The organism is Pseudoalteromonas sp. GCY, assembly GCF_016695175.1.
Lineage (GTDB): Bacteria > Pseudomonadota > Gammaproteobacteria > Enterobacterales > Alteromonadaceae > Pseudoalteromonas.
This window is the reverse complement of sequence record NZ_CP068023.1, coordinates 654,242-674,463: the sequence shown is the minus strand read 5'-3', so window position 1 is coordinate 674,463 and position 20,222 is coordinate 654,242. Positions and strand designations below refer to the sequence as shown.

Annotated in this window: 16 protein-coding genes; all 16 read right to left on the bottom strand. The window is 37.7% G+C overall.

What is annotated here, in order from left to right; genetic code table 11:
* Positions 1 to 627: 627 nt before the first annotated feature.
* The 16 genes from JJQ94_RS08100 to JJQ94_RS08020 all read right to left on the bottom strand — a co-directional run bounded on the left by JJQ94_RS08100 (position 628) and on the right by JJQ94_RS08020 (position 20,221).
* Complete coding sequence (locus JJQ94_RS08100) at positions 628 to 2,733, bottom strand: YjbH domain-containing protein (protein WP_099031873.1); 2,106 nt, start codon at positions 2,731 to 2,733, stop codon at positions 628 to 630.
* A gap of 59 nt (positions 2,734 to 2,792) precedes the next feature.
* Positions 2,793 to 3,875 (bottom strand): UDP-N-acetylglucosamine--undecaprenyl-phosphate N-acetylglucosaminephosphotransferase, encoded by a 1,083-nt coding sequence (gene wecA, locus JJQ94_RS08095; protein WP_099031872.1) that lies wholly within the window; start codon positions 3,873 to 3,875, stop codon positions 2,793 to 2,795.
* Between the two features lie 93 nt (positions 3,876 to 3,968).
* The gene (locus tag JJQ94_RS08090; RefSeq protein WP_099031871.1) at positions 3,969 to 5,372 is read right to left on the bottom strand and encodes a phosphomannomutase; all 1,404 of its coding nucleotides are present in this window, start codon (positions 5,370 to 5,372) and stop codon (positions 3,969 to 3,971) included.
* Positions 5,373 to 5,374: 2 nt separating this feature from the next.
* Entirely contained in the window at positions 5,375 to 6,790 is a 1,416-nt protein-coding gene (locus JJQ94_RS08085) for a mannose-1-phosphate guanylyltransferase/mannose-6-phosphate isomerase (RefSeq protein ID WP_099031870.1), read from the bottom strand.
* Between the two features lie 2 nt (positions 6,791 to 6,792).
* Positions 6,793 to 7,557 carry a glycosyltransferase family 2 protein gene (locus tag JJQ94_RS08080; protein ID WP_099031869.1) on the bottom strand — a complete coding sequence of 255 codons (765 nt, stop codon included), beginning with the start codon at positions 7,555 to 7,557 and terminating at the stop codon, positions 6,793 to 6,795.
* The gene (locus tag JJQ94_RS08075) at positions 7,550 to 8,632 is read right to left on the bottom strand and encodes a glycosyltransferase (protein WP_099031868.1); all 1,083 of its coding nucleotides are present in this window, start codon (positions 8,630 to 8,632) and stop codon (positions 7,550 to 7,552) included. Before JJQ94_RS08075 ends, JJQ94_RS08080 begins: the two co-directional genes overlap by 8 nt.
* A gap of 531 nt (positions 8,633 to 9,163) precedes the next feature.
* Entirely contained in the window at positions 9,164 to 10,171 is a 1,008-nt protein-coding gene (locus JJQ94_RS08065) for a hypothetical protein (RefSeq protein ID WP_099031866.1), read from the bottom strand.
* A 318-nt stretch (positions 10,172 to 10,489) separates the two neighbouring features.
* On the bottom strand, positions 10,490 to 11,647 hold the full coding sequence (locus tag JJQ94_RS08060) for a hypothetical protein (RefSeq protein ID WP_201435447.1): 1,158 nt from the start codon (positions 11,645 to 11,647) through the stop codon (positions 10,490 to 10,492).
* A gap of 19 nt (positions 11,648 to 11,666) precedes the next feature.
* Complete coding sequence (locus JJQ94_RS08055) at positions 11,667 to 12,461, bottom strand: hypothetical protein (RefSeq protein WP_099031864.1); 795 nt, start codon at positions 12,459 to 12,461, stop codon at positions 11,667 to 11,669.
* Between the two features lie 18 nt (positions 12,462 to 12,479).
* Positions 12,480 to 13,574 carry a hypothetical protein gene (locus JJQ94_RS08050; RefSeq protein ID WP_099031863.1) on the bottom strand — a complete coding sequence of 365 codons (1,095 nt, stop codon included), beginning with the start codon at positions 13,572 to 13,574 and terminating at the stop codon, positions 12,480 to 12,482.
* Positions 13,571 to 14,308: a glycosyltransferase gene (locus JJQ94_RS08045; RefSeq protein ID WP_099031862.1), complete on the bottom strand. Its 738-nt coding sequence runs from the start codon at positions 14,306 to 14,308 to the stop codon at positions 13,571 to 13,573. The genes JJQ94_RS08050 and JJQ94_RS08045 overlap by 4 nt, the downstream gene beginning before the upstream one ends.
* A gap of 13 nt (positions 14,309 to 14,321) precedes the next feature.
* Positions 14,322 to 14,861 carry a dTDP-4-dehydrorhamnose 3,5-epimerase gene (rfbC, locus tag JJQ94_RS08040; protein WP_099031861.1) on the bottom strand — a complete coding sequence of 180 codons (540 nt, stop codon included), beginning with the start codon at positions 14,859 to 14,861 and terminating at the stop codon, positions 14,322 to 14,324.
* Between the two features lie 9 nt (positions 14,862 to 14,870).
* Positions 14,871 to 15,743, bottom strand: a complete 873-nt coding sequence (gene rfbD, locus JJQ94_RS08035) for a dTDP-4-dehydrorhamnose reductase (RefSeq protein WP_099031860.1) — start codon at positions 15,741 to 15,743, stop codon at positions 14,871 to 14,873.
* 16 nt (positions 15,744 to 15,759) lie between these two features.
* The gene (gene rfbA, locus JJQ94_RS08030) at positions 15,760 to 16,629 is read right to left on the bottom strand and encodes a glucose-1-phosphate thymidylyltransferase RfbA (protein ID WP_099031859.1); all 870 of its coding nucleotides are present in this window, start codon (positions 16,627 to 16,629) and stop codon (positions 15,760 to 15,762) included.
* Between the two features lie 83 nt (positions 16,630 to 16,712).
* A complete protein-coding gene (rffG, locus tag JJQ94_RS08025; RefSeq protein WP_099031858.1) occupies positions 16,713 to 17,777 on the bottom strand; it encodes a dTDP-glucose 4,6-dehydratase in 1,065 nt (354 codons plus the stop codon).
* A gap of 209 nt (positions 17,778 to 17,986) precedes the next feature.
* Entirely contained in the window at positions 17,987 to 20,221 is a 2,235-nt protein-coding gene (locus JJQ94_RS08020; RefSeq protein WP_099031857.1) for a polysaccharide biosynthesis tyrosine autokinase, read from the bottom strand.
* Between the last annotated feature and the right edge of the window lies 1 nt (position 20,222).

Here is a 20,222-nt window from a genome sequence, read left to right as displayed (position 1 = left end):
GAGAGCAATATAAGCTTAAGTTTTAAATCATTTAATAAGACAGACAGGAACTAAGTCGCTCCCTGACTAAAGCCAACTCAGTTATTCTACCAATCTAGCGAAAAAACAACCATATAGTCGGAGTTAGCTGCCTTAATTTATCACAGAAAAGCGGTAGTTCCAACCGCCTGTAATAAGTTGAAAGTAGGATACCTTTAGAACACTAAATAGACAATGAATGAAGTCAAATTTATAGCAAAAAGTTGCAATATAGTGCTTATTTATTAACAAGGTATATAAATTTAATAGTAAGAGTGAGAGTGAGGTGCTTGTATGATTCCCGCAGGTTTTAGTAGCAGCGGGTTTATCCCGCGACAAGAGAATCGCGACGTAAAGTCGCTGCTACGAATACATAACCTCACGACAAAAACATCGAAACACCACTCTCGTAGCAGCGGGTTTATCCCGCGACAAGTGCATCGCGACATAAGGTCGCTGCTACAAATACATAATCCGCGGCAAGTGCATCGCGACGTAAAATCGCTGCTACGAATACATGACCCCGCGACAAGTGCACCAAAACACCACTCCCGTAGCAGCGGGTTTATCCCGCGACGAAAGCATCGCGACACAAAGCCGCTGCTACTGTTATCTGTAAGTTAGGTAAGCTTCTCTTAATCTTGCCAAATTGCTGTAAATATAACTACTCGACAAGCGTCCTTGATTAAGGAATGTCTTATCCAAATTCACAGGTGTTTTAACTGAATGTCCGCGGCCAATTACCAAGGCATTTGTTGACTCACCAATACGTGTACTCACCTCATGTCGCCAAGCTTCATTACCCTTAATTTGGCCATAACGGATTGGTGCCATATCTTTACGTGGAGTTAGCGGGATGCTAAACGCAATACCTGCGACCTGTACATCCGTATCTTGGGCAAAGATTGAAATATAGCTATCGCCAAACCAGAAGCGAGTTTCTAGTTTTACACCGCTATCTTCATAAAAGAATCGACCTGCTGTTGCGTGAAAACTCACATCCTGCTCAACCCAGTTATAACGATAAGACAAAGTTTGATAGTCTCTATCTAAGTCATAGTCATCATATTCTAAATAACCAATTTCAGCATTAAGCTGGTGACGACCATTTTCACTAAGCCAAGTCGTTTCGTTTTTGATACCTGTATAGTCATTAAACTCTTTAAAGAAACCAATATGGGTTTGGTTATAAATTCCATACGGTAAATCTAACGTTTGATAGATTGTCGCTTGCGTAACACCACTGTCTTTTGCAAAGCGGCCAAATGCTTTGCCTGTTTCGTAGTCATCTGTTTTGGCAACTTCGGTTTCAGCACTGACGCTTATACCACCGCCATACCACATCGGCACATCCACATCGGCTTTAATTGCGAGTGAAAAGTCATAAACACCTATCTCTGTCGCGAAGTGTGAATCGAGCGAAGGCCCTACTGTTACACGTGGTCTAAAGTAAGGACTGTTGGCTTTAGGCATTCCCACCCAAGAGACACTGCCAATCGGATCCATTTCACCGCGACGAATATCCATATCTGGCGTACTGCTGGTATTGATAAACTCACGGTAATTATCGATATCACCACGCACAGAAAGCATTGGAATACCACGGTTTAATAACTGAATCGTATATTTAGCCTCAGGCTCATCTATATGTTCAGCAATACGGCCAAGCACAAGACCAATAGCGTCTATATCATTACGATTAAATACATAGTTCTCAAAACTTACAACAATATGCGGATCACGATTAAAGCCCACACTAATCGCCTCTAAGCCATCGTCGATTAGTGCATTTTTAAGCTCACGAGTTTGTAGCGTAAGTGACTTTCTGTATTCATCACGCTCAGTTACTTCTTGCTTAGCTTCTTCTAGCGGCTTTTGAGCCAACTCTCGTTGCTGTTGATAGTGCGCTTCAAATGCAGCTTCACGCTTTTTATGGTTATCTAAAATCGGCGCTGGTGCAGCTTCTGTTGGATCATTTAACTTAGCCTGCTCAAAAAGCGGCATAGAAAAGTTTATTCCCCAAAAGGTATCCTTTTCTGCATGATCAGTATTACTGTAAAACTTGCTGGTTAACGTGAGTGTACCTACATCGTAAATCCACTCTTTAGGTACAGTTAAACGTAAACCCGCATTCACTGCATCCGCATCATGCTCAACCTGCAATGCAAACCAATCTAATGGTTGCCATTCAATACCAGCAAAAGCACCATCCATTTGCCCGGTTGCGCGATCGCTTACTGCAAAACCAGCTGAAAACCTAAAGTCATTCCATTCACGAGAACCTGCTAAATAATAGGTTTCATAGTTATTTGCCGCTCCACCTAAGTCTTTACCGCCGATAGCAAGATTAAACCACTCTTTAGGAATATAGGGGATTTGATATTTTAAGTTAAACGATAGATCTCGAAGCTGGCCTCTACCCTCTGCAAACATATTGTCATGCATAGTGTTTGACGCAATCACACCGCTAACTTCAAGGCCATCAAACACACCTGCAGAGAAGATATAGTTATGACCATCGACATACGCTTGACCTCGGACATCAAGCTGGTTGTTATAGCCAATATCAATCACGCCTTTTTCCAAAACTTCAGCATTTGGCGTATTGAAAAGGCCAGTATAGCCTGCATAGGACATATAACTTGGTTGCTCAGTTGCTGAACAAACAGCAGACATGGCCAATATAGGCAAAGAGTAATAAGTTTTATTGCGCATTTTATCTACTTAAAATTGTTATAAATGTTAGACTTTGGCTTTACAGTATCAGCTTTTCTTTACGCTTTCACATTTTCCACATTAAGTTGAGTGCCAAAAGTATTATTGATGAACAAACTCACGGCAGAAATCTTACTCAGCACTTGGTGATATCCAATAAAGAGCAGAACAAAAGCATAAAACATTACATACTCGGGTATATTGAGTAGCTCGCCACCTATACCAATTAGCGCCAATATAGCTGATATGGTCACTATAACTGCTAGCGTTTGGATAGATGTAAAACCTAGCTTTTGGAAGATATGATGAAGGTGCTCTCTATCCGGCTTAAAGGGAGAGTCTCCACGCCTGATCCTACGGATCATAATCGCTGTCATGTCCATTAGGGGGATAGCAATTAACCATATAGCTGTTATTGGACGAACAGACTCTGAAGCGGATCCAGCCGTTTGACTAACAGATAGCAATAACCAAACTACGGCAAAGCCAATCATCATACTACCGGCATCGCCCATAAATACTTTTCGCTCTCTTCCTAGCAAGCCCAAGTTCATAAGCACATAAGGTATTATTGCAAAGACAAAAATAAGAGAAATAGCAGTAGTAAGACGATCGCCGTAAACAACGCCTAATAAAGCAAGACTAGCGAAAGTAACAATTGAAAGTCCACCTAGTAAGCCGTCTATACCATCGACCATATTAAATGCATTTATCGCTGCGATTACAGCGACTATAGTCATAATTGTGCCGATTGCTCCTAATTCAATTTCTCCAAAACCAAATAGGTTACCCAGCGAAAAAATTTGGTACTGAGTAAAATATATCATCGCTGCCGCAATGCATGCTTGGAAAGCAATTCTAACTTTTACACTAAGATCGTATTTATCATCTAAAGCACCGAGAGCAGTTAGCAGGATCAGGCTGACTGACAAAACTGCAAGGTTTGGAAAACTATCCGCTCGGTTCAATAAAAAGTAAGAAACTGAAACACAGACAGAGATGCCGCCAGCTAAAGGTATAGAGCCTTGATGAACTTTTCTTTCACAAGGTACATCCACTAGACCAATTCGTTTAGCTACTTTTCTCATCAAAAAAAGCGTAGTAAACGAAAAAAAAGTTACAAAACAGAGTTCAACAAACATTTCCATTATCCGTGTTGAATATACAAACTAGAGCTAGAGCGGTAAGTCTAGCATATAAAGTGTACTAGCTATATTTTATATAGCTAGTACGAGCTACTGTTGAGCGGCAAATTCAAGTGCAGATTTAAGTAGGTCTTCAGCTCGCTCTGGAGTATCGGCTTCTACATAGCACCTTAACTCTGGCGCATTTCCTGAAGGACGGTAATGCACAACCTCTTTATTATTAAATGAAAATCGGCCTCCATCAGTATGATCAATATTAATCACTTGCAAGCCCAATAATGCTTCTATTAATTGTGGTTCCTCAATAAGCTTATTCAATAAACTCTTAGCCTTTGAGTTTTCATAACTTTGAAGGCGATCACTAGCTACGACTCTTTTTGGCGTTCGTTCAACTAGCTCGTCTAAAGTAGAGTTAGCAGTAAGTACAGCTAAGACAGGCAATAATGCATCTCGTGTTGGCAGGGCTTCTAAGACCTTGCCATCGTGTTCTATGGCTGTAGCTAACAGATAACCACCGTTAGCTTCAAAGCCAGCGACAGTATCATACTGCTTAAGTAACTCTTCAAATTCAGCTATTACATAAGGAGAACCAATTTTAGTTCTCACCACTGAAGTAGCACATTTAGATAGTTCAACTGCCGTTGAACAGCTCACAGGCACAGCCAAAGCATCAACTTTTAAAATTTGACTACAAAGTAAACCTAGCTCATCGCCTCTCAACCATTGACCATGCTTATCAGCAAGCAATGGTCGATCACCATCTCCGTCGGTTGAGAAAATAGCGTCAAACTTATAAGCATTTGCCCACTCAATAGCTTTAACTTTATCTTCTTGAGAGACAGCTTCAGTATCAATAGGAACAAATTCGTCGCTCCGCCCTAGGCTAATGACTGTAGCCCCCATATTTTCAAATAATACTCTATAAATATCGCGCCCAGCACTAGAGTGCTCATAAATACCAATTTTCTTACCATGTAAGGCACGTTCGCCAAAGAAGTCTACATACCTTGAAATATAAGCAGTTTTAGCTTTGTCACTCTCAATCAGTTGAACCTCACCTTTACTCACAGAGGGAAAGAGGAAGTCACTGCTCGTTATAGCCTTTTCATCTGCTTTACTTATTTCGCCATCAGGTCTATAAAATTTTAGGCCATTCCTATCAAAAGGTATATGACTACCAGTTACCATAATACAAGGAATTTTCATTTGCATTGATGAATATGCAAGAGCGGGAGTTGGCAACACACCAAAATATAGCACTTTGAGGCCTAACATTTTTGCTGCCGCTGCACACGCTTGCACCATTCCATAGCTGCTTGGCCGGTTATCCATCCCGATCGCTACCGAATCGAATGAATAGCTTAACTTCATTACACTCAAGAAAGCATATGAAAAGGCAGCTGTCACCTCATCAGTAAAGTCTACAACAAGGCCTCTCGCGCCACTGGTTCCAAAAGCTATACCACTTTTTTCAATGATTGATTTTGTAGTCATTTTTATCCCTTTACGCGTCCATACCTATCTTCAAACCTTACAATGTCATCTTCTCCCAAATAAGAACCTGATTGAACTTCTATAAGCTCCAAATCTACTTTTCCTGGGTTTTCCAACGCATGAACTGCTGTAATTGGAATATATACTGACTCATTTTCAGTGACGAACTGCTCTGTATCATCGATTTGCACTTTTGCTGTACCAGAAACTACAATCCAATGTTCTGCTCTGTGGTGGTGCATTTGCACGGATAGTTTTGCACCTGGCTTAACCGTAATTCTTTTAACTTGGAAACGCTCACCATTATCAACTGAGTCGTACTTTCCCCAAGGTCGATATACTTCACGATGAAAGGTTACCTCTGAACGATTAAATGCTTTTAATTGGCTTACTATTTCTTTTACTTTTTGAGACTCATCTTTGTGCGCAACTAAAACAGCATCTTTAGTATTAACAATTACTAGGTCTTCTACACCTACAGTGGCAACCAACTTGTCTTCACCAAATACTAACGTGTTTTTTGTATCAACAGATTTAACGTCACCGATAAAAGCATTGCCGTTTTCATCTTGCTCAGACACTTCCCATAGCGCAGCAAAACCACCTACATCACTCCAGTTTGCATCCATCGGTACCACAACTGCGTCTTGTGTGTGTTCCATTACTGCATAATCAATAGATTCATCTGGGCATGCTTCAAATGCTTCTTTATCTACACGTACAAAGTCCATGTCATTATTTTGTACTCGAACTGCTTTTTCACACGCTTCATAAATATCTGAGCGAAATGCTTTTAGCTCTTCAAGATAACGACTTGCTTTGAATAAGAACATGCCACTATTCCAGTAATAGTCACCACTGGCAATATATTCTTGAGCCGTCTCAAGATTCGGCTTTTCTACAAAGCTATCAACAACAAAACCGTGCTCAACTTCTGCGCCACGTTTAATATAGCCATAACCCGTTTCAGGGGTGTTACCAACGATACCAAAAGTCACTAGTTTTTCTTGGTCCGCTAACAATTTTGCTTTATTCACGCTTTCTTGGAATGCTATTTGATTTTCAATTACATGGTCAGCAGCTAAAACGAGCAATAATGCGTCTTGACTGTTTTCAATTGCTTTAAAGGCAGCTAATGCAATAGCAGGGGCGGTATTACGGCCTACAGGTTCTAAAAAGATGCCACTATGCGCCACACCTAATTGACGAACTTGCTCAGCAGCAATAAAACGGTGTTCTTCGTTACAAATTAACATTGCAGGTGTATGTTCAAGGCCATTTAATCTTAAAATAGTCTCTTGAAGCATGGTATTTTCACCATGTAGTTTTAAAAATTGTTTTGGGTAGTTGCCGCGTGATAATGGCCATAAACGCGTGCCTGAGCCGCCGGCCATAATAACAGGAAGAATTCTAGACATTGTTAAGCTCTTCTAAATACTGCGTGAAACGCATAAAAAACAAAATAGAACAGAGACTTGATAACTCCAAGTTTTTCAAAACCTCTATATATCTCCCATTGTCTAAGCGCCTTTTTAAACTTATTCCTAGATATAGAATTATTTGAAATGCGATACTTAGTTAGAACAACAGGCAATATGTTCGCTGAGTGACCACTCTTCATTATGCTTAACCAAAAAGCATAATCTTGACCTGTTCTGATATTCGGCATACGCCTCTCATTTAAGAGTGTCTTAGAAATAATTACGGTAGAACAACCTAACGTTGCTCTTTTTTTCAGCATATCAAAATAATTAAAGCTACCTGAATTTGAAGAATCTATTGTTTTACCTAACAATGCACCATCATTAGAGATCAATTGATAAGCAGTAAAAGAAAAATCAGAATTAGACTCTTGCATAAATTCTAGTTGCATAGATAGCTTTTCAGGCTCCCATAAATCATCAGAGTCGATAAATGCAACAAATTCCCCACTTGCAAAATCCAAGGAGTTATTTCTAGCTATCGCAGCCCCACTATTAACCTTATTGACAAACAACTTGACCCTAATATCATTGTCAGCTATTGATGATAGAATAGAGTAAGTATCATCACTAGAGCAATCATCAGTAACAATCCACTCCCAGTCTTTATAAGTTTGTTTCTTTATACTTTCATATGTTTTGCTAATATATTCTTGGGAATTATATGTAGCCGTTATTATAGAAACCTTCAAAATATCACCCAAATATTTCCGCTAAAACTTTCGTATCATATGTCCAATCTAAATCTTGCTTTACACATTTAAGTCTTTCAAGGATTGCTGGCCTATTGTCAACAAAGTAAAGAAATGCTCGTATCAACGAGTCTGTGTCTCCATATTCAAATGTCAGACCGTGAAGGCGATTCTCGGATAAAAATCTATATGCTTCCCCGGTTCTTGATGACACAAAAGGAACACCATGAGCAAGCAGATTATACATCACTCCTGATTGCGAAGCATTCTTATAAGGAAGCACAACGAGAACACTTGGTCGATTTAGAATATTTGCTACATCTTCCAAACTTAAATAGTCGTCTACAGAGATACAGCCATTTAAGATTAGCTTTTCATAATATTTCTTCATATCAAGATCGAACTTGCCGTATACTTCCAGATCTAATTTATTTTCTTTCAATCTTTCTAATGAATCAACTAAAAAATCAACCCCTTTATACTCTTTCACGTTTCCCCAAAAAACCGCTTTCACCCCCCCTGTGGTATCACTAGAGACTATATTACCTAAGGCGTGTTCATTACCTACAAGCGGCATGCATCCATGGTTTAGAAGAAAAACATCCCTCTGCTTAATGGAATGTATATTTAAAAACTCATCCATTGTATACTTACTAACGAAAACAATTTTTTTAGAAAGCTTAAAAATAAAAAAATCGAAAATTGAGCGCTTCCTTTTCAAATTATGCGGCTTAGCATTATGAAACGTAAATACGAGCGAATTCCTAATCAAAAAATAAAAAAGCAAATCAAAAACTCTAAAAACAGACCATTGTATATTTATCGACGCGTAGTCATTACGTGATAAAAAAATTGATAAGTACATTCTAAAAAGACTAGCAACCCCAAAAACCCTACCCACATTAGAAATAGAGTATTTTTTAACACGCACATTATTTATATTCTTAATCTTTTTAATATAATCATTATTAAACTTAGTCTCTGAACAATAAAAGTCTATTATATAACTTCCCGAAAGTGACTTCACAAAATGATAATCATAAGGAAGTGCATAGGAAGAAGGATCTACGATAGCGATTTTTTTCATTAATGGAATGGCCTTTTATAGTAGGGGATATAAGATAATAAAGGAGCCCGACTCCGCTTTAAAACTGCTGGATTTCCTGCATATAAAGAAAACTTTTTGGTATTAGATACGACTACACTCCCTGCACCGATGACGGTGCCCTCTGAAACTTGAACACCAGGCAAAATAAGAGCATACGAACCAATAATTGAATAATTCTCGATAGAAACTATCGCGCTCTTTGTTTCGTAATTTGGAGAGTCTATATCATGGTACTGTGATAGAATACGGACCCCCAAAGTTATATCCACATTATCCCCAATGATTAGACCCCCTCTGCAATCCAAAAAGCATCCGTACTGAATATTAGTCCCGTCACCGACATGTAGTTTCCAAGGACTAAAAAATCTAACCCCCCTATGAATAGTGCAACGCCCAAGATTAGCTCGATAAACATACTTCAACAAAATATACCGTAACGTATATGAAGGGAAATGACAAAAAAAAGAATTCCAGAAAAATACAAAAAGATAACGCAGGTAATTTTTTAAATTATGCATAAAACTCTCGCCTTAAATTATCCGAAGTTCTTTCTTTCAGTTGCCTAACAACCGACTTTCTAAAAGAAAAGTCAACTTCAAGACCCAATAAAAAAGACAAGGGATCATCTAAACCAATTAAGTCCTCAATCATTATCACACTACCTTTAAATATAGAGCTCATCGCCCTTGAATAAGCACAATCTGACATCAATATAATTGATCCGCTACTGGCTATAGATTCAAAAAAAACTCCACTAACTCTGAATTCGAACTTCTGAGGTATAATAATCAAACTCGCAGAAGAAATAAGATTCGGATAGTCTTGAAAATACGTTTGTGAAACTAATTTACCTTTTCTGTAGTCCCCTCCCCCTTTGTAAAGTAATGCACAATTTACTTTACTTTTAACAACCAGATTTTCAACCACCCGTGAAATTTTTTTATCTATATTAGATGAGGGCATAAATGCAAATCCGCCCGAACACTCTGGATATTCCATTTCGAGATTATTGCTAATTGAATCATAAAAACCAAAAGGATGAGTAATAAATAAGGCTCGCTTCCCTAATCTAGAGATTTCACTTTCAATAAACTCTGCCAAACATATATGTTTAACTTTCTTAGATATAAACCTAAAAAATAAAAATTTTAGATTATCATCAGGAACAAATGTATTATGCTCAACGACATAAAATTTCTTATTAGGAAAAATCATACATAAGAAATGACTAAATAGTGAAAATGACACTAAATCATATGAAAGGAAAATAACGTAAGGAGAACGACTTCCTCTTATCTTAAACAAGGATTTGAAAAGTATCAAAAATTGCCTTAATTTATAAAAAAAAGGATTTTTCTTCGAAATAAGAGCACTATTAAAAGTAAGTTTTTTTTCAACATTATTTAAATGATGATTATCGGCACAAAAGATTACTCTATGTTTGTTCGCAAACAAGCTTATGAAACTTTTATTAAAATTTTGATGCCCTTTTTCAGATAGTGGTTCAATAAAAATCATCTTAACCTCCCTTTTTATTATTTATCTTTATGATTTAAAAACTAAATAGATAACAAGTAAATTAATAAAAAATGCATACTATCTATATACAGTGAACTATATTCAGCATTTCGATTCTAAATCAGTGGCCGCCAACTTTAAAAAGTCGAATTAATTTTTAAATACCAATTTATTTACGCATTTTAAGTCTAACTATACTTCTTAATCTAGCACAACTCACTTAATTTGAAATTTACAACAAAAAATTTTAGAGGGAAATGATAAACCAATCAATCTAATAATTAATTTACACTACTACGACCAGAAAAGAGAAATACATTAAACTCTTTTATCTGAAATAAAAAACCTAAAATAGAGTAACAAGTTTATGATCTGTATTAAACCAAAACAAATCATGTAAACTTCAAAACTCGTATAATATAAAACCAAGAAATTAACTAACGCAGCAGCAGTCCAAACAACTGACATTTTAAGATAAATATGTGAGTCACCATTATTCAGACTATCAACAATTACAACCTGACCAAACGGCCAAAAAAAACAAAATAAACCGAGTGATAAAAATAAGTAAAGATTACTTTCGATATCAAATTTATCTGAGAAGAGCAACCTTACAAGCTCACCATCCCCAAAAAACCACAATAAAAGATACCCGCTAGACATAGCAATTAGAAACACCCTATACCTCCCAAGAATGATTTGGGAATTAAGTTTATCTTGACTCAAATATCTAACCACGACTTTATTCATCGAATTTGCCAATAGTCCAGGGGCACTAACAATAGTATTAAAAATACGCATCAATACTAGAATATTTGGTCCCAATAACATTCCGATAACCAAAGGCATCAATGAGTCCCTAGAAACAGAAAGCACTGTGCTCGCGAAAAAGCGCCCAGATATCAACTTATCATCTGAATAGACAATTCTATTTTTAACCTTTTTAAAAGATAAAAAAGTGTAGAGAAAGAAAGTTCCAAGTGAACGAAAAACAAAAGGGAGCATGTAACATATGAGAGAATCGCTTTCGTAAAACACAAAAAGCACAGAACATATTAACATAAAAATATCTAACAAAAAGTAAAGGGCTTTGTCATTCTGATTACAATAAACATTAGTAACCGAATTGGACACAACACCAGAGATAAAAATAAAAAAAGAAAAAACTGAAATGTAAAACAAATCGTCTAACAAGTACGACACAAATAATCGCATATACAACCAAAATAACAAACTGGTTAAAAAAGGCACTATTAACATGTACTTAAACTGCTTGACAATTAAAGCACTTGAAACCTGCGTACTAAGAGATAGCAAGTGCAATCCAAAAAGACCATCAAACAGTGCATTCTGTAAATTTAAAAAAAGAATAAATACAGATATAACTATCAAATCCTGAGATGATAAATTATTACTAGCTAACGCCACTAAAATAATTGTGGATACTGCAACCAATAAATTTTTAATAACAACCAAGCCGGAAGCCTTTAACATACTAGTATGAAAACCCAGTAATTTTAGACACAGCTTTCATAATATAGGATTTCCTCATAACACACTCAATAGAATCAAAAAGCCTATTATTTGGATCAGACATATAATGTTCGTGAATTATAGACCTAGCCTTAGCCTTAAAAAACTCAATATTATCTTCGTTCAATGAATTTGATTTATACCAACCTCCACCATTCAACCAAGACTTAAGAAAATTTGAGTAATGAACACAAGTATATATATTATTCTCGTAACTAGAAAGCGGGCTTAAACGAACATCAATTCCCCCTATATTAAACAAGCGCCCATATTCCGACAAAGACAATTGAGTCACAATAAAAAATTTCGAATTTATGTATTTATGAAAGTTTAAAATACCTGCCAGGTAACTACTTTTATGCAGAAAACCAGTAATTTTCTTTTCATTTTTTAATATCTTAGAAAATAAAGAACGCCAAATAATATATTCCTTCAATGCTATACTCTCACTCCTGCGAAGTTTCCCGTGACTAAGAATAGTATCATTTAGAAACAAAACTTCTTTCACATCCCTTATTTCTGAAAAAACAAACTTTATACCTTCATAATACCCGGAGAATTCCATTTCTTCATTTGCAAGTTCGACTTTTTTTGATGAAACAAGCGCGCCATCTCTGGTCAGCATATCAACCTGCAACTTTTTGGTGTTTACAACAACTACGACCTTTAAACCCAGCTTACCATATAGTGTATTCAATAGCTTTTTATGATTATCCTTTGCCGAGTCAAAATTATAACATACAAAAACAGTTATCATATAACCACCTAAAATCACCTACCTAAAGATAAAACGCTTTTTATAGAAAAGGAACTGCAATAAAACAACAATTAGAAACTCAAACACCGTATCTCTCAGTATAAAAGGAGACACCATAAAACCCAATACATAAAATCTAAAATATAACCAACAACCAATAATTGTAAACTTATTATATAGCAAAATCATTATTATTAATGTGGTAAACGCGTAAGCTAAAAATGCCCAAACACCAAAATCCACACTGACAACAGCCCAAGTTGGATACATTACATTTGCGTTAATATCACCATAACTAGCTGAAGTGCCTAAATTAACAAAATCATACAAAACTCTTTGATCAAAAAAAGCATTTGAATCAAGAGGAGTCCCGAAAAACTTTGAAACTATATATCCAGGATAGCCGAGTGATAGTCCATGAAATTTTTCAGGCTCATACAATAAAGATTCACCTAAATAAAAGGGGAATGCATTGTAAAAATACAAATTCTGGAGTGTTCTCACCATAGCAAAACCATAATCATCTGTCCTCCCTTGAAATAAAGGCATAACAAGAATCAAAAACAAAAATGGAGCTATAAATAGAGCAAGCTTCCTTTTAGAAAAGGAAATTTCAATACCACTTAATAATACTGAAATAACAAGGAAGAATGCTAAACTTCTGCTATAAGACATAAACACTGAAAAAAGAACGGCTAACACAATCAACGTGAGTGTTTTGTCATCATATTTTTTCTGGTACGGTTGAAACATAGACGACAAAATTATTATAATAAATGCAGTATTTATAAATGATAGATAATATATAACTATATTACCTGAGATTGCTTCCAACTTTTCATCTCTGCTTCCTTGGGGTAAGGTTAACAATATAATAAATATCGATATCATTATACTTAACTTACATACACCGCCTATCCAAGATATATCAAATGAAATAGAAAAATTAGATAAACCCATCCTTTTTATGAGCAAAGAAGTTATTATAAAAGAAGAAAAAAAAGGAACTGTGGATACATTAAAAAAATCATAATCAATATAAAGAAAACCAGAGCTCTGAATACCTAAAACACAAGAATAAAAAAACAAAATATAAAATATTGAACTTTTCACATTTTCCTTCCATTTAAGAAAGTCCTGATTGCCAATATAAATGCCAATGCAAACCCATGTCTTCCATTTCTGTATCCTTGATAACGAAAATACTCCCTAATAAATGCCTTTAAACAACCAGACACAGAAAAGCTATCATTGCCTTTTTGTTTGTTACATTCAATTTCACAATATCTAACAAGTCTAGATACAAATTCTATTGCTGTATTTGAATGATAGTGGTAAATATAATATCCATCTTTGTATTCTAAACTACTTGTATTAACTTTAGACCGAATTCCCTTGTGGATTTCTTTTGTAACTTCCACACTATTCTTATCAAAGAATCGTAATTGCTTGTCTGAATCAGCTTTAAATTGCCCATATTCAATATCCTTACCGATCATTCGATTTTTTCTGGGTATGTATAGAACTTTATTTTCCAATGAAACGTTACCAGCTCTTATATCCAATATTAGTTTTTTAAGATTTTCACTAATATCTTCATCCGCATCAAGAATCATAATAAATTGATTTTCACATGTTTCTACTCCAAGCTTTCTCGCAGGCTCAACATATCCCATTCTTTCCACGGAAACAACTTTTGTTGCAAATGAACTAGCTACATCAAACGTATTGTCTTCTGATGACATATCTACAATAACAACTTCATCAAAGAGATAAGCCAAAGGCTTTATATTATTTTCTAGATTTAACTCTTCATTAAGAGTGTTTACAAGCAAAGATATCTTCATATTTAATTAACCACTACAAGTCACGAAAAAAAACACCTAATTGATCTTTTTTTGATAGAATAGGCTGCACTTTATTCATTGGCCATGAAATATTGGCACTAGAGTCATTCCACATAAGTGTTTTTTCAAATAAAGGGTTATAATAGTCTGTACACTTATATACAAATTCAGCCTCATCACTTGTCACATAAAACCCATGGGCGAAGCCTTCAGGAATCCACAGTTGACGTTTGTTTTCAGCAGAAAGGTACTCACCTACCCATTGACCAAAAGTTGGTGAGCCTTTGCGAATGTCCACCGCGACATCAAACACTTCACCAGAAACTACCCGTACCAATTTGCCTTGAGTATTTTCTGTTTGGTAATGCAAACCACGTAAAATCCCTTTTTTTGATTTTGAGTGGTTGTCTTGTACAAACTGGGTTGGTTTGCCTGTTACAAGCTCTTCAAAACGTTTTTGATTCCAGGTTTCCATAAAAAAGCCGCGCTCATCACCAAAAACAGTTGGCTCAATAATTTTTACATCAGGGATTTTTGTATCAATTACTTTCATAGTTTTTAATTACTTATAAGCTTGAATGTCGTTTAAAGCAACATGCCAATCACTTGGCTTAATACCAAATTGATTTTTTATTTTTGAACAATCTAATCGGGAGTTAGCAGGACGTTTAGCTGGCGTTGCGTAAGCCGATGTTTGAATAGATGAAAGTTTCGGTCTCTTATGCAAGACGTTTTGTTGCTCTGCCGCTTGGAATATAGCAGACGCAAAATCATACCAACTGGCGTATGGCATCCCTGAGAAATGGTAAACTCCCCATTGAGGTTGCATACCCTTTTCAATGTACCTCACCATCGTAATCAAAGCATCAGCAATATCGCCAGCATAAGTTGGTCCACCAAACTGATCGCCGACTATGCTCAGCTCATCACGGCTTTGCGCTAAGCGTAGCATGGTTTTTACAAAGTTATTGCCATGCTCACCAAAAACCCAAGCAGTACGTAGAATCAAATGCTCTGGGCAAGCTTCCGCTACGGCTAGCTCTCCCGCTAATTTGCTCTGCCCGTAAACACCTTGTGGTCCTGCGCTATCGCCTTCTTGGTATGGCTTATCACCCATACCATCGAAAACATAATCAGTAGAAATATGTAGCATAATCGCACCATACTCTTTGGCTGCTTGCGCTAAGTAACCTGGGCCATCGCAGTTAATAGCATAGGAAATTTCAACTTCCTGCTCAGCACGGTCGACTGCAGTGTGTGCTGCAGCGTTGATAATGTATTTGGGCCTGAACTCAGCTACTGTATTAAACACTGCTTCGCGGTTGGTAATATCCAGCCCATTGTAATCTAGAGCTAGAATATCTGCTTGAGTTTTTAAACGCTTAGTAAGGCAATGACCAACTTGGCCGCTACAACCAGTAATTAAAACTTTCATTACATGCTCTATTTGTTTACTTTATCAAGGACTGTAAATACTGACCGTAGCCATTTTTCAGCATAGACTCGGAAATAGTGGCTAAGTCTTCACGACTCATCCAACCATTGCGCCATGCAATCTCTTCTAAACATGCCACTTTTAAACCTTGTACGTTTTCAATCGTTTGAACAAAAGAAGAAGCTTGGTGTAAGCTTTCATGAGTGCCAGTATCTAACCACGCAAAGCCACGACCTAGTAGCTCTACATTCAGCGAACCCTCATTGAGATACATCTCATTGAGGGTAGTAATTTCTAACTCTCCGCGCGCAGAAGGCTTCACTTGCTTTGCCATTTCCACTACGCGGTTATCGTAGAAATATAAACCCGTTACTGCGTAGTTTGATTTCGGCTTAAGCGGTTTTTCCACAATCGAAACGGCTTTCATCTCTTGGTCGAACTCAACCACACCAAAGCGTTCAGGGTCTTTTACTTGATAACCAAATACCGTCGCAATACCTTGAGAGGTTAGTTCACAAGCTCGTTTCAATTGCTTACCAAATGACTGACCATAGAAAATATTATCGCCTAGTATCAAACACGCAGAATCATCACCAATAAACTCTTCACCGATGATAAAAGCCTGCGCCAAGCCATCTGGACTTGGTTGCACAGCATATTGCAGATTAATGCCGAAATCGCTGCCATCACCGAGTAAACGGTTGAAACTATCGTTATCTTCCAGTGTAGTGATAATCAGAATATCGCGGATACCCGCTAGCATTAGGGTAGAAATGGGATAATAAATCATTGGCTTATCGTAAACAGGGAGCAACTGCTTCGATACACCACGCGTGATTGGGTAAAGCCTTGTGCCCGATCCACCAGCAAGAATGATACCTTTCATTAAGTATAGTTCCTAGTTTTCTAGATCCGAGGTTCTAGAGAAAAACTAGAACACCTGACCAAATAATTTGACAATGCTATAAGTTAGTTTGTGCCAAGACGTTCGCGAGAATACGAACCGTCTAGCACTCTAGCACACCATTTCTGATTGTTTAGGTACCACTCAACCGTTTTTCGAATGCCGGATTCAAAGGTTTCTTGTGGTTTCCAGCCTAACTCGCGCTCAATCTTACTTGCATCGATGGCGTAGCGCACATCATGTCCTGGGCGGTCTTTTACGTAAGTGATTAGGTCTAGATATTGAGCTACGCCTCGGGGCTTATTTGGTACCAATTCTTCAAGCAGTGAACAAATCTTTTTCACCACCTCAATATTGGCTTTCTCATTATGACCTCCGATATTGTAAGTTTCACCCACTTCACCTTCCGTAATCACTTTGTACAGTGCACGGGCGTGATCCTCAACAAATAGCCAGTCGCGAATTTGCATGCCATCACCATAAACTGGCAGCGCTTTACCTTCTAACGCATTGAGAATCATCAGAGGAATGAGTTTTTCGGGGAAATGGTAAGGTCCGTAATTGTTCGAGCAGTTGGTGACTATGGTTGGAAAACCGTAAGTACGCAGCCACACACGGACCAAGTGATCACTCGATGCTTTGGAGGCAGAATAAGGGCTACTCGGTGCGTAGGAGGTAGTTTCGGTAAATAGGTCTTCTGTGCCTTCTAAATCACCATACACTTCATCGGTGGAGATATGGTGGAAGCGAAACGCTGCTTTGCGCTCACCATCCAAGGTATTCCAATAACTACGTGCTGCTTCTAATAAAGTGTATGTACCAACAATATTGGTTTCAATAAAAGCGGCAGGCCCATCTATAGAGCGGTCTACATGAGATTCAGCGGCCAAATGCATCACTGCATCAGGTTTATGCTCGATGAATACGCGTTCAACCTCTGCGCGATCACAAATATCAACTTGCTCGATAATATATCGCTCACTCCCTGCAACGCTAACCAGTGATTCTAAGTTACCTGCATAAGTTAGCTTGTCGAGGTTTACAACACTATCTTTAGTATTATTGATGATATGGCGAACCACCGCTGATCCGATAAAGCCGGCACCACCGGTAATTAGAATTTTTCTCATCAGGAGAAAGCTCCTCGTTATAATTAAAAGGTAGTGATAGGCTAACTTCTTAGTTCTTAAAATAAGAAATGACTTTCTTGTTTATAACTCACAGAAAACAAGTTTTACTTAGTTAAAAAGCTCGCTCTCACTAAACCATTAATAAATTAGTTGTAAATAATAGAACTAATTAGTGTGATATATAAAATCTGGCATATAGGGTTCTGATGTTATGACTTGTCTGATTTATATTCGTAATTGTAGTAGCCATAGTAACCATAGGCATTGCTTGATTTACGAACTACGCCATTAAATACCACACCCTTTACATCGATGCCATTTTGCTCAAAACGGTTACGCGTGATCTCTAGTTCTTTTGCATGGTTTTGACCAAAACGTGTCACTAGTAGTGTCGTACCGGCATGCGCACTCACAATGGCTGGATCGGTTACAGCTAAGATTGGCGGTGTATCGATAATCACCAAGTCGTAAATTTTACTAACCTCATCAATTAACTTGCTAAAGTTTTGGTGCATTAATAACTCCGAAGGGTTTGGAGGTATTTGGCCACGAGTCATTACATCTAACCCTTCTACTTGGGTATTTTTTATCGTTTGAGTTAGGTCTAAGCAACCTGATAAATAATCGCTCAAGCCATCATCCCATTTCATGCCAAACTGAGTTTGTAAGTAGCCTTTACGCATATCTCCGTCTATTACAAGCACTTTTTTACCGCTTTGTGCAAGGACGGTCGCTAAGTTGACTGTAATAAATGACTTACCAACACCCGGGCTTGGACCAGAAATAGCAATAACGTTGTTTTTAGCTTCTAACATAGCGAAGTGTAAACTTGTTCTTAAGCTGCGTAGCGCCTCAACAGAGAGGTCAGCAGGGTTATCAATCGCCAGGATGGATTTTGCTTTTGCAGTTTTACCTTTCCGCGCTCTAGCAAAACCAGTCAGTTTCACTTGATATTCAGAGAATGGAACGCTTGCATAAACAGGTAGGCCTAATGCTTCAATTTCAGCAGGGTCTTCAATGCCTTTATGTAATGCTTTTTGAATCAGTACAATAACAATAGCTAACATACCACCAAGCATAGTTGCCACCACAACGATTAGTGCTTTTTTAGGCTTGACTGGTTGGGTTGTATTTACTTCTGCATAATCTACGATGCGCACATTGCCAACGGTGCCTGCACGCACAATATCTAACTCCTGCGTTTTACCAAGTAAAAGGGTGTAAATCTCGTTGTTTACTTCTACATCACGTTTTAAACGCAGCAGCTCACGTTGTGTTTCTGGCAAGCCTTGAACTTCGCCTGCTAATTCATTGCGCTGGCGTTTCACAGTATCAATTTGCTCTACAACACCGCGATAAGAGGGGTGTTCGCGTTTAAACTTACGGCCAAGCTCTAAGCGTTTTAGCTCTAACTCTTGCAGTTTAGTTTCTAATGCAACTATTTGCTCTAAAACGCCCTGTGTTTCTAAGCTAATATCAATGGACTCTTGGCGAATTTGGTAATCGTTAAAAGCCTTTTCAGCACGCTCTAAGTTACGTTTAACTTCAGGGAGCTGAACTTCCAAGAACTCCAAAGATTGCTGAGCCTCCGCGCTGTTACGCTCGACGTTACGGCGAACATAAATACTGGCAACTTTGTCTAATACTTTTTCTGCGTAGGCTGGGGTTTTATCTTGAAGCGCAAGATTGATGATACCTGAGTCTTTGCCTTTTTCAGATGCAGATATAGCACTTTGTAAGTCTAATATCGTTTGTAATCTGTTACGTTTTACAATTGAGAATTCAGTACCAGGTCGTGCAATAAGTGTTTTGATGGTTAATTCAAACTGCCCTGCTTTTATCTCTTGCCCAACTTTACCAGAAAGTACTTCTTCATTATATTCATTTAATAAAACAAAATTATTATCGGCTTGTGATAATAATGTGAACTCTACTCCCACCGCGCTATTCGGCACTTTAAAACGGTGGATCTCTACCTTTTCGCCGCCCCATGCATAAGAGCTTGCGCCAAAGCTTGGTTCCGCAACTTCACCTTCAGCTTGTAGTACAAACTTACGAAAGCTGCGACCACCAAATAGAGGGAACAATTTTGGTTCTACTACTATATCTAGGTTAAGTGTATCTACCGCTTCACCTATAATACTTCTTGATTTAAGTAGCTCAATTTCTGTTACCGCCGCAGAGGTGCTTTCAAACATACCAGACATATCATCAAAGCCAGGGACTGAGCCGCCTTTTTCTTCTACCTGTACCATTGCGGTTGCTTGGTAGATTGGCGTGCTAAATATCGCGTAAGCCACACCTAGCAGCATAAATAATGACGTAACACCTGCAATAAACCATTTGGCGTCTAATAAAGCACCAAAGAGTGCCATTAAGTCGATCTCTTGCGTATCTTCTTGTTTAGATTTTTGTGGAGAAATTAGATTTGGCTGAGCATTCATA

Excerpts from the sequence above, each read along its gene's own strand:
- JJQ94_RS08100 (WP_099031873.1), bottom strand. The coding sequence starts at position 2,733 with ATGCGCAATAAAACTTATTACTCTTTGCCTATATTGGCCATGTCTGCT.
- wecA (WP_099031872.1), bottom strand. The coding sequence starts at position 3,875 with ATGTTTGTTGAACTCTGTTTTGTAACTTTTTTTTCGTTTACTACGCTT.
- JJQ94_RS08090 (WP_099031871.1), bottom strand. The coding sequence starts at position 5,372 with ATGACTACAAAATCAATCATTGAAAAAAGTGGTATAGCTTTTGGAACC.
- JJQ94_RS08085 (WP_099031870.1), bottom strand. The coding sequence starts at position 6,790 with ATGTCTAGAATTCTTCCTGTTATTATGGCCGGCGGCTCAGGCACGCGT.
- JJQ94_RS08075 (WP_099031868.1), bottom strand. The coding sequence starts at position 8,632 with ATGAAAAAAATCGCTATCGTAGATCCTTCTTCCTATGCACTTCCTTAT.
- JJQ94_RS08065 (WP_099031866.1), bottom strand. The coding sequence starts at position 10,171 with ATGATTTTTATTGAACCACTATCTGAAAAAGGGCATCAAAATTTTAAT.
- JJQ94_RS08055 (WP_099031864.1), bottom strand. The coding sequence starts at position 12,461 with ATGATAACTGTTTTTGTATGTTATAATTTTGACTCGGCAAAGGATAAT.
- JJQ94_RS08045 (WP_099031862.1), bottom strand. The coding sequence starts at position 14,308 with ATGAAGATATCTTTGCTTGTAAACACTCTTAATGAAGAGTTAAATCTA.
- rfbC (WP_099031861.1), bottom strand. The coding sequence starts at position 14,861 with ATGAAAGTAATTGATACAAAAATCCCTGATGTAAAAATTATTGAGCCA.
- rfbD (WP_099031860.1), bottom strand. The coding sequence starts at position 15,743 with ATGAAAGTTTTAATTACTGGTTGTAGCGGCCAAGTTGGTCATTGCCTT.
- rfbA (WP_099031859.1), bottom strand. The coding sequence starts at position 16,629 with ATGAAAGGTATCATTCTTGCTGGTGGATCGGGCACAAGGCTTTACCCA.
- rffG (WP_099031858.1), bottom strand. The coding sequence starts at position 17,777 with ATGAGAAAAATTCTAATTACCGGTGGTGCCGGCTTTATCGGATCAGCG.
- JJQ94_RS08020 (WP_099031857.1), bottom strand. The coding sequence starts at position 20,221 with ATGAATGCTCAGCCAAATCTAATTTCTCCACAAAAATCTAAACAAGAA.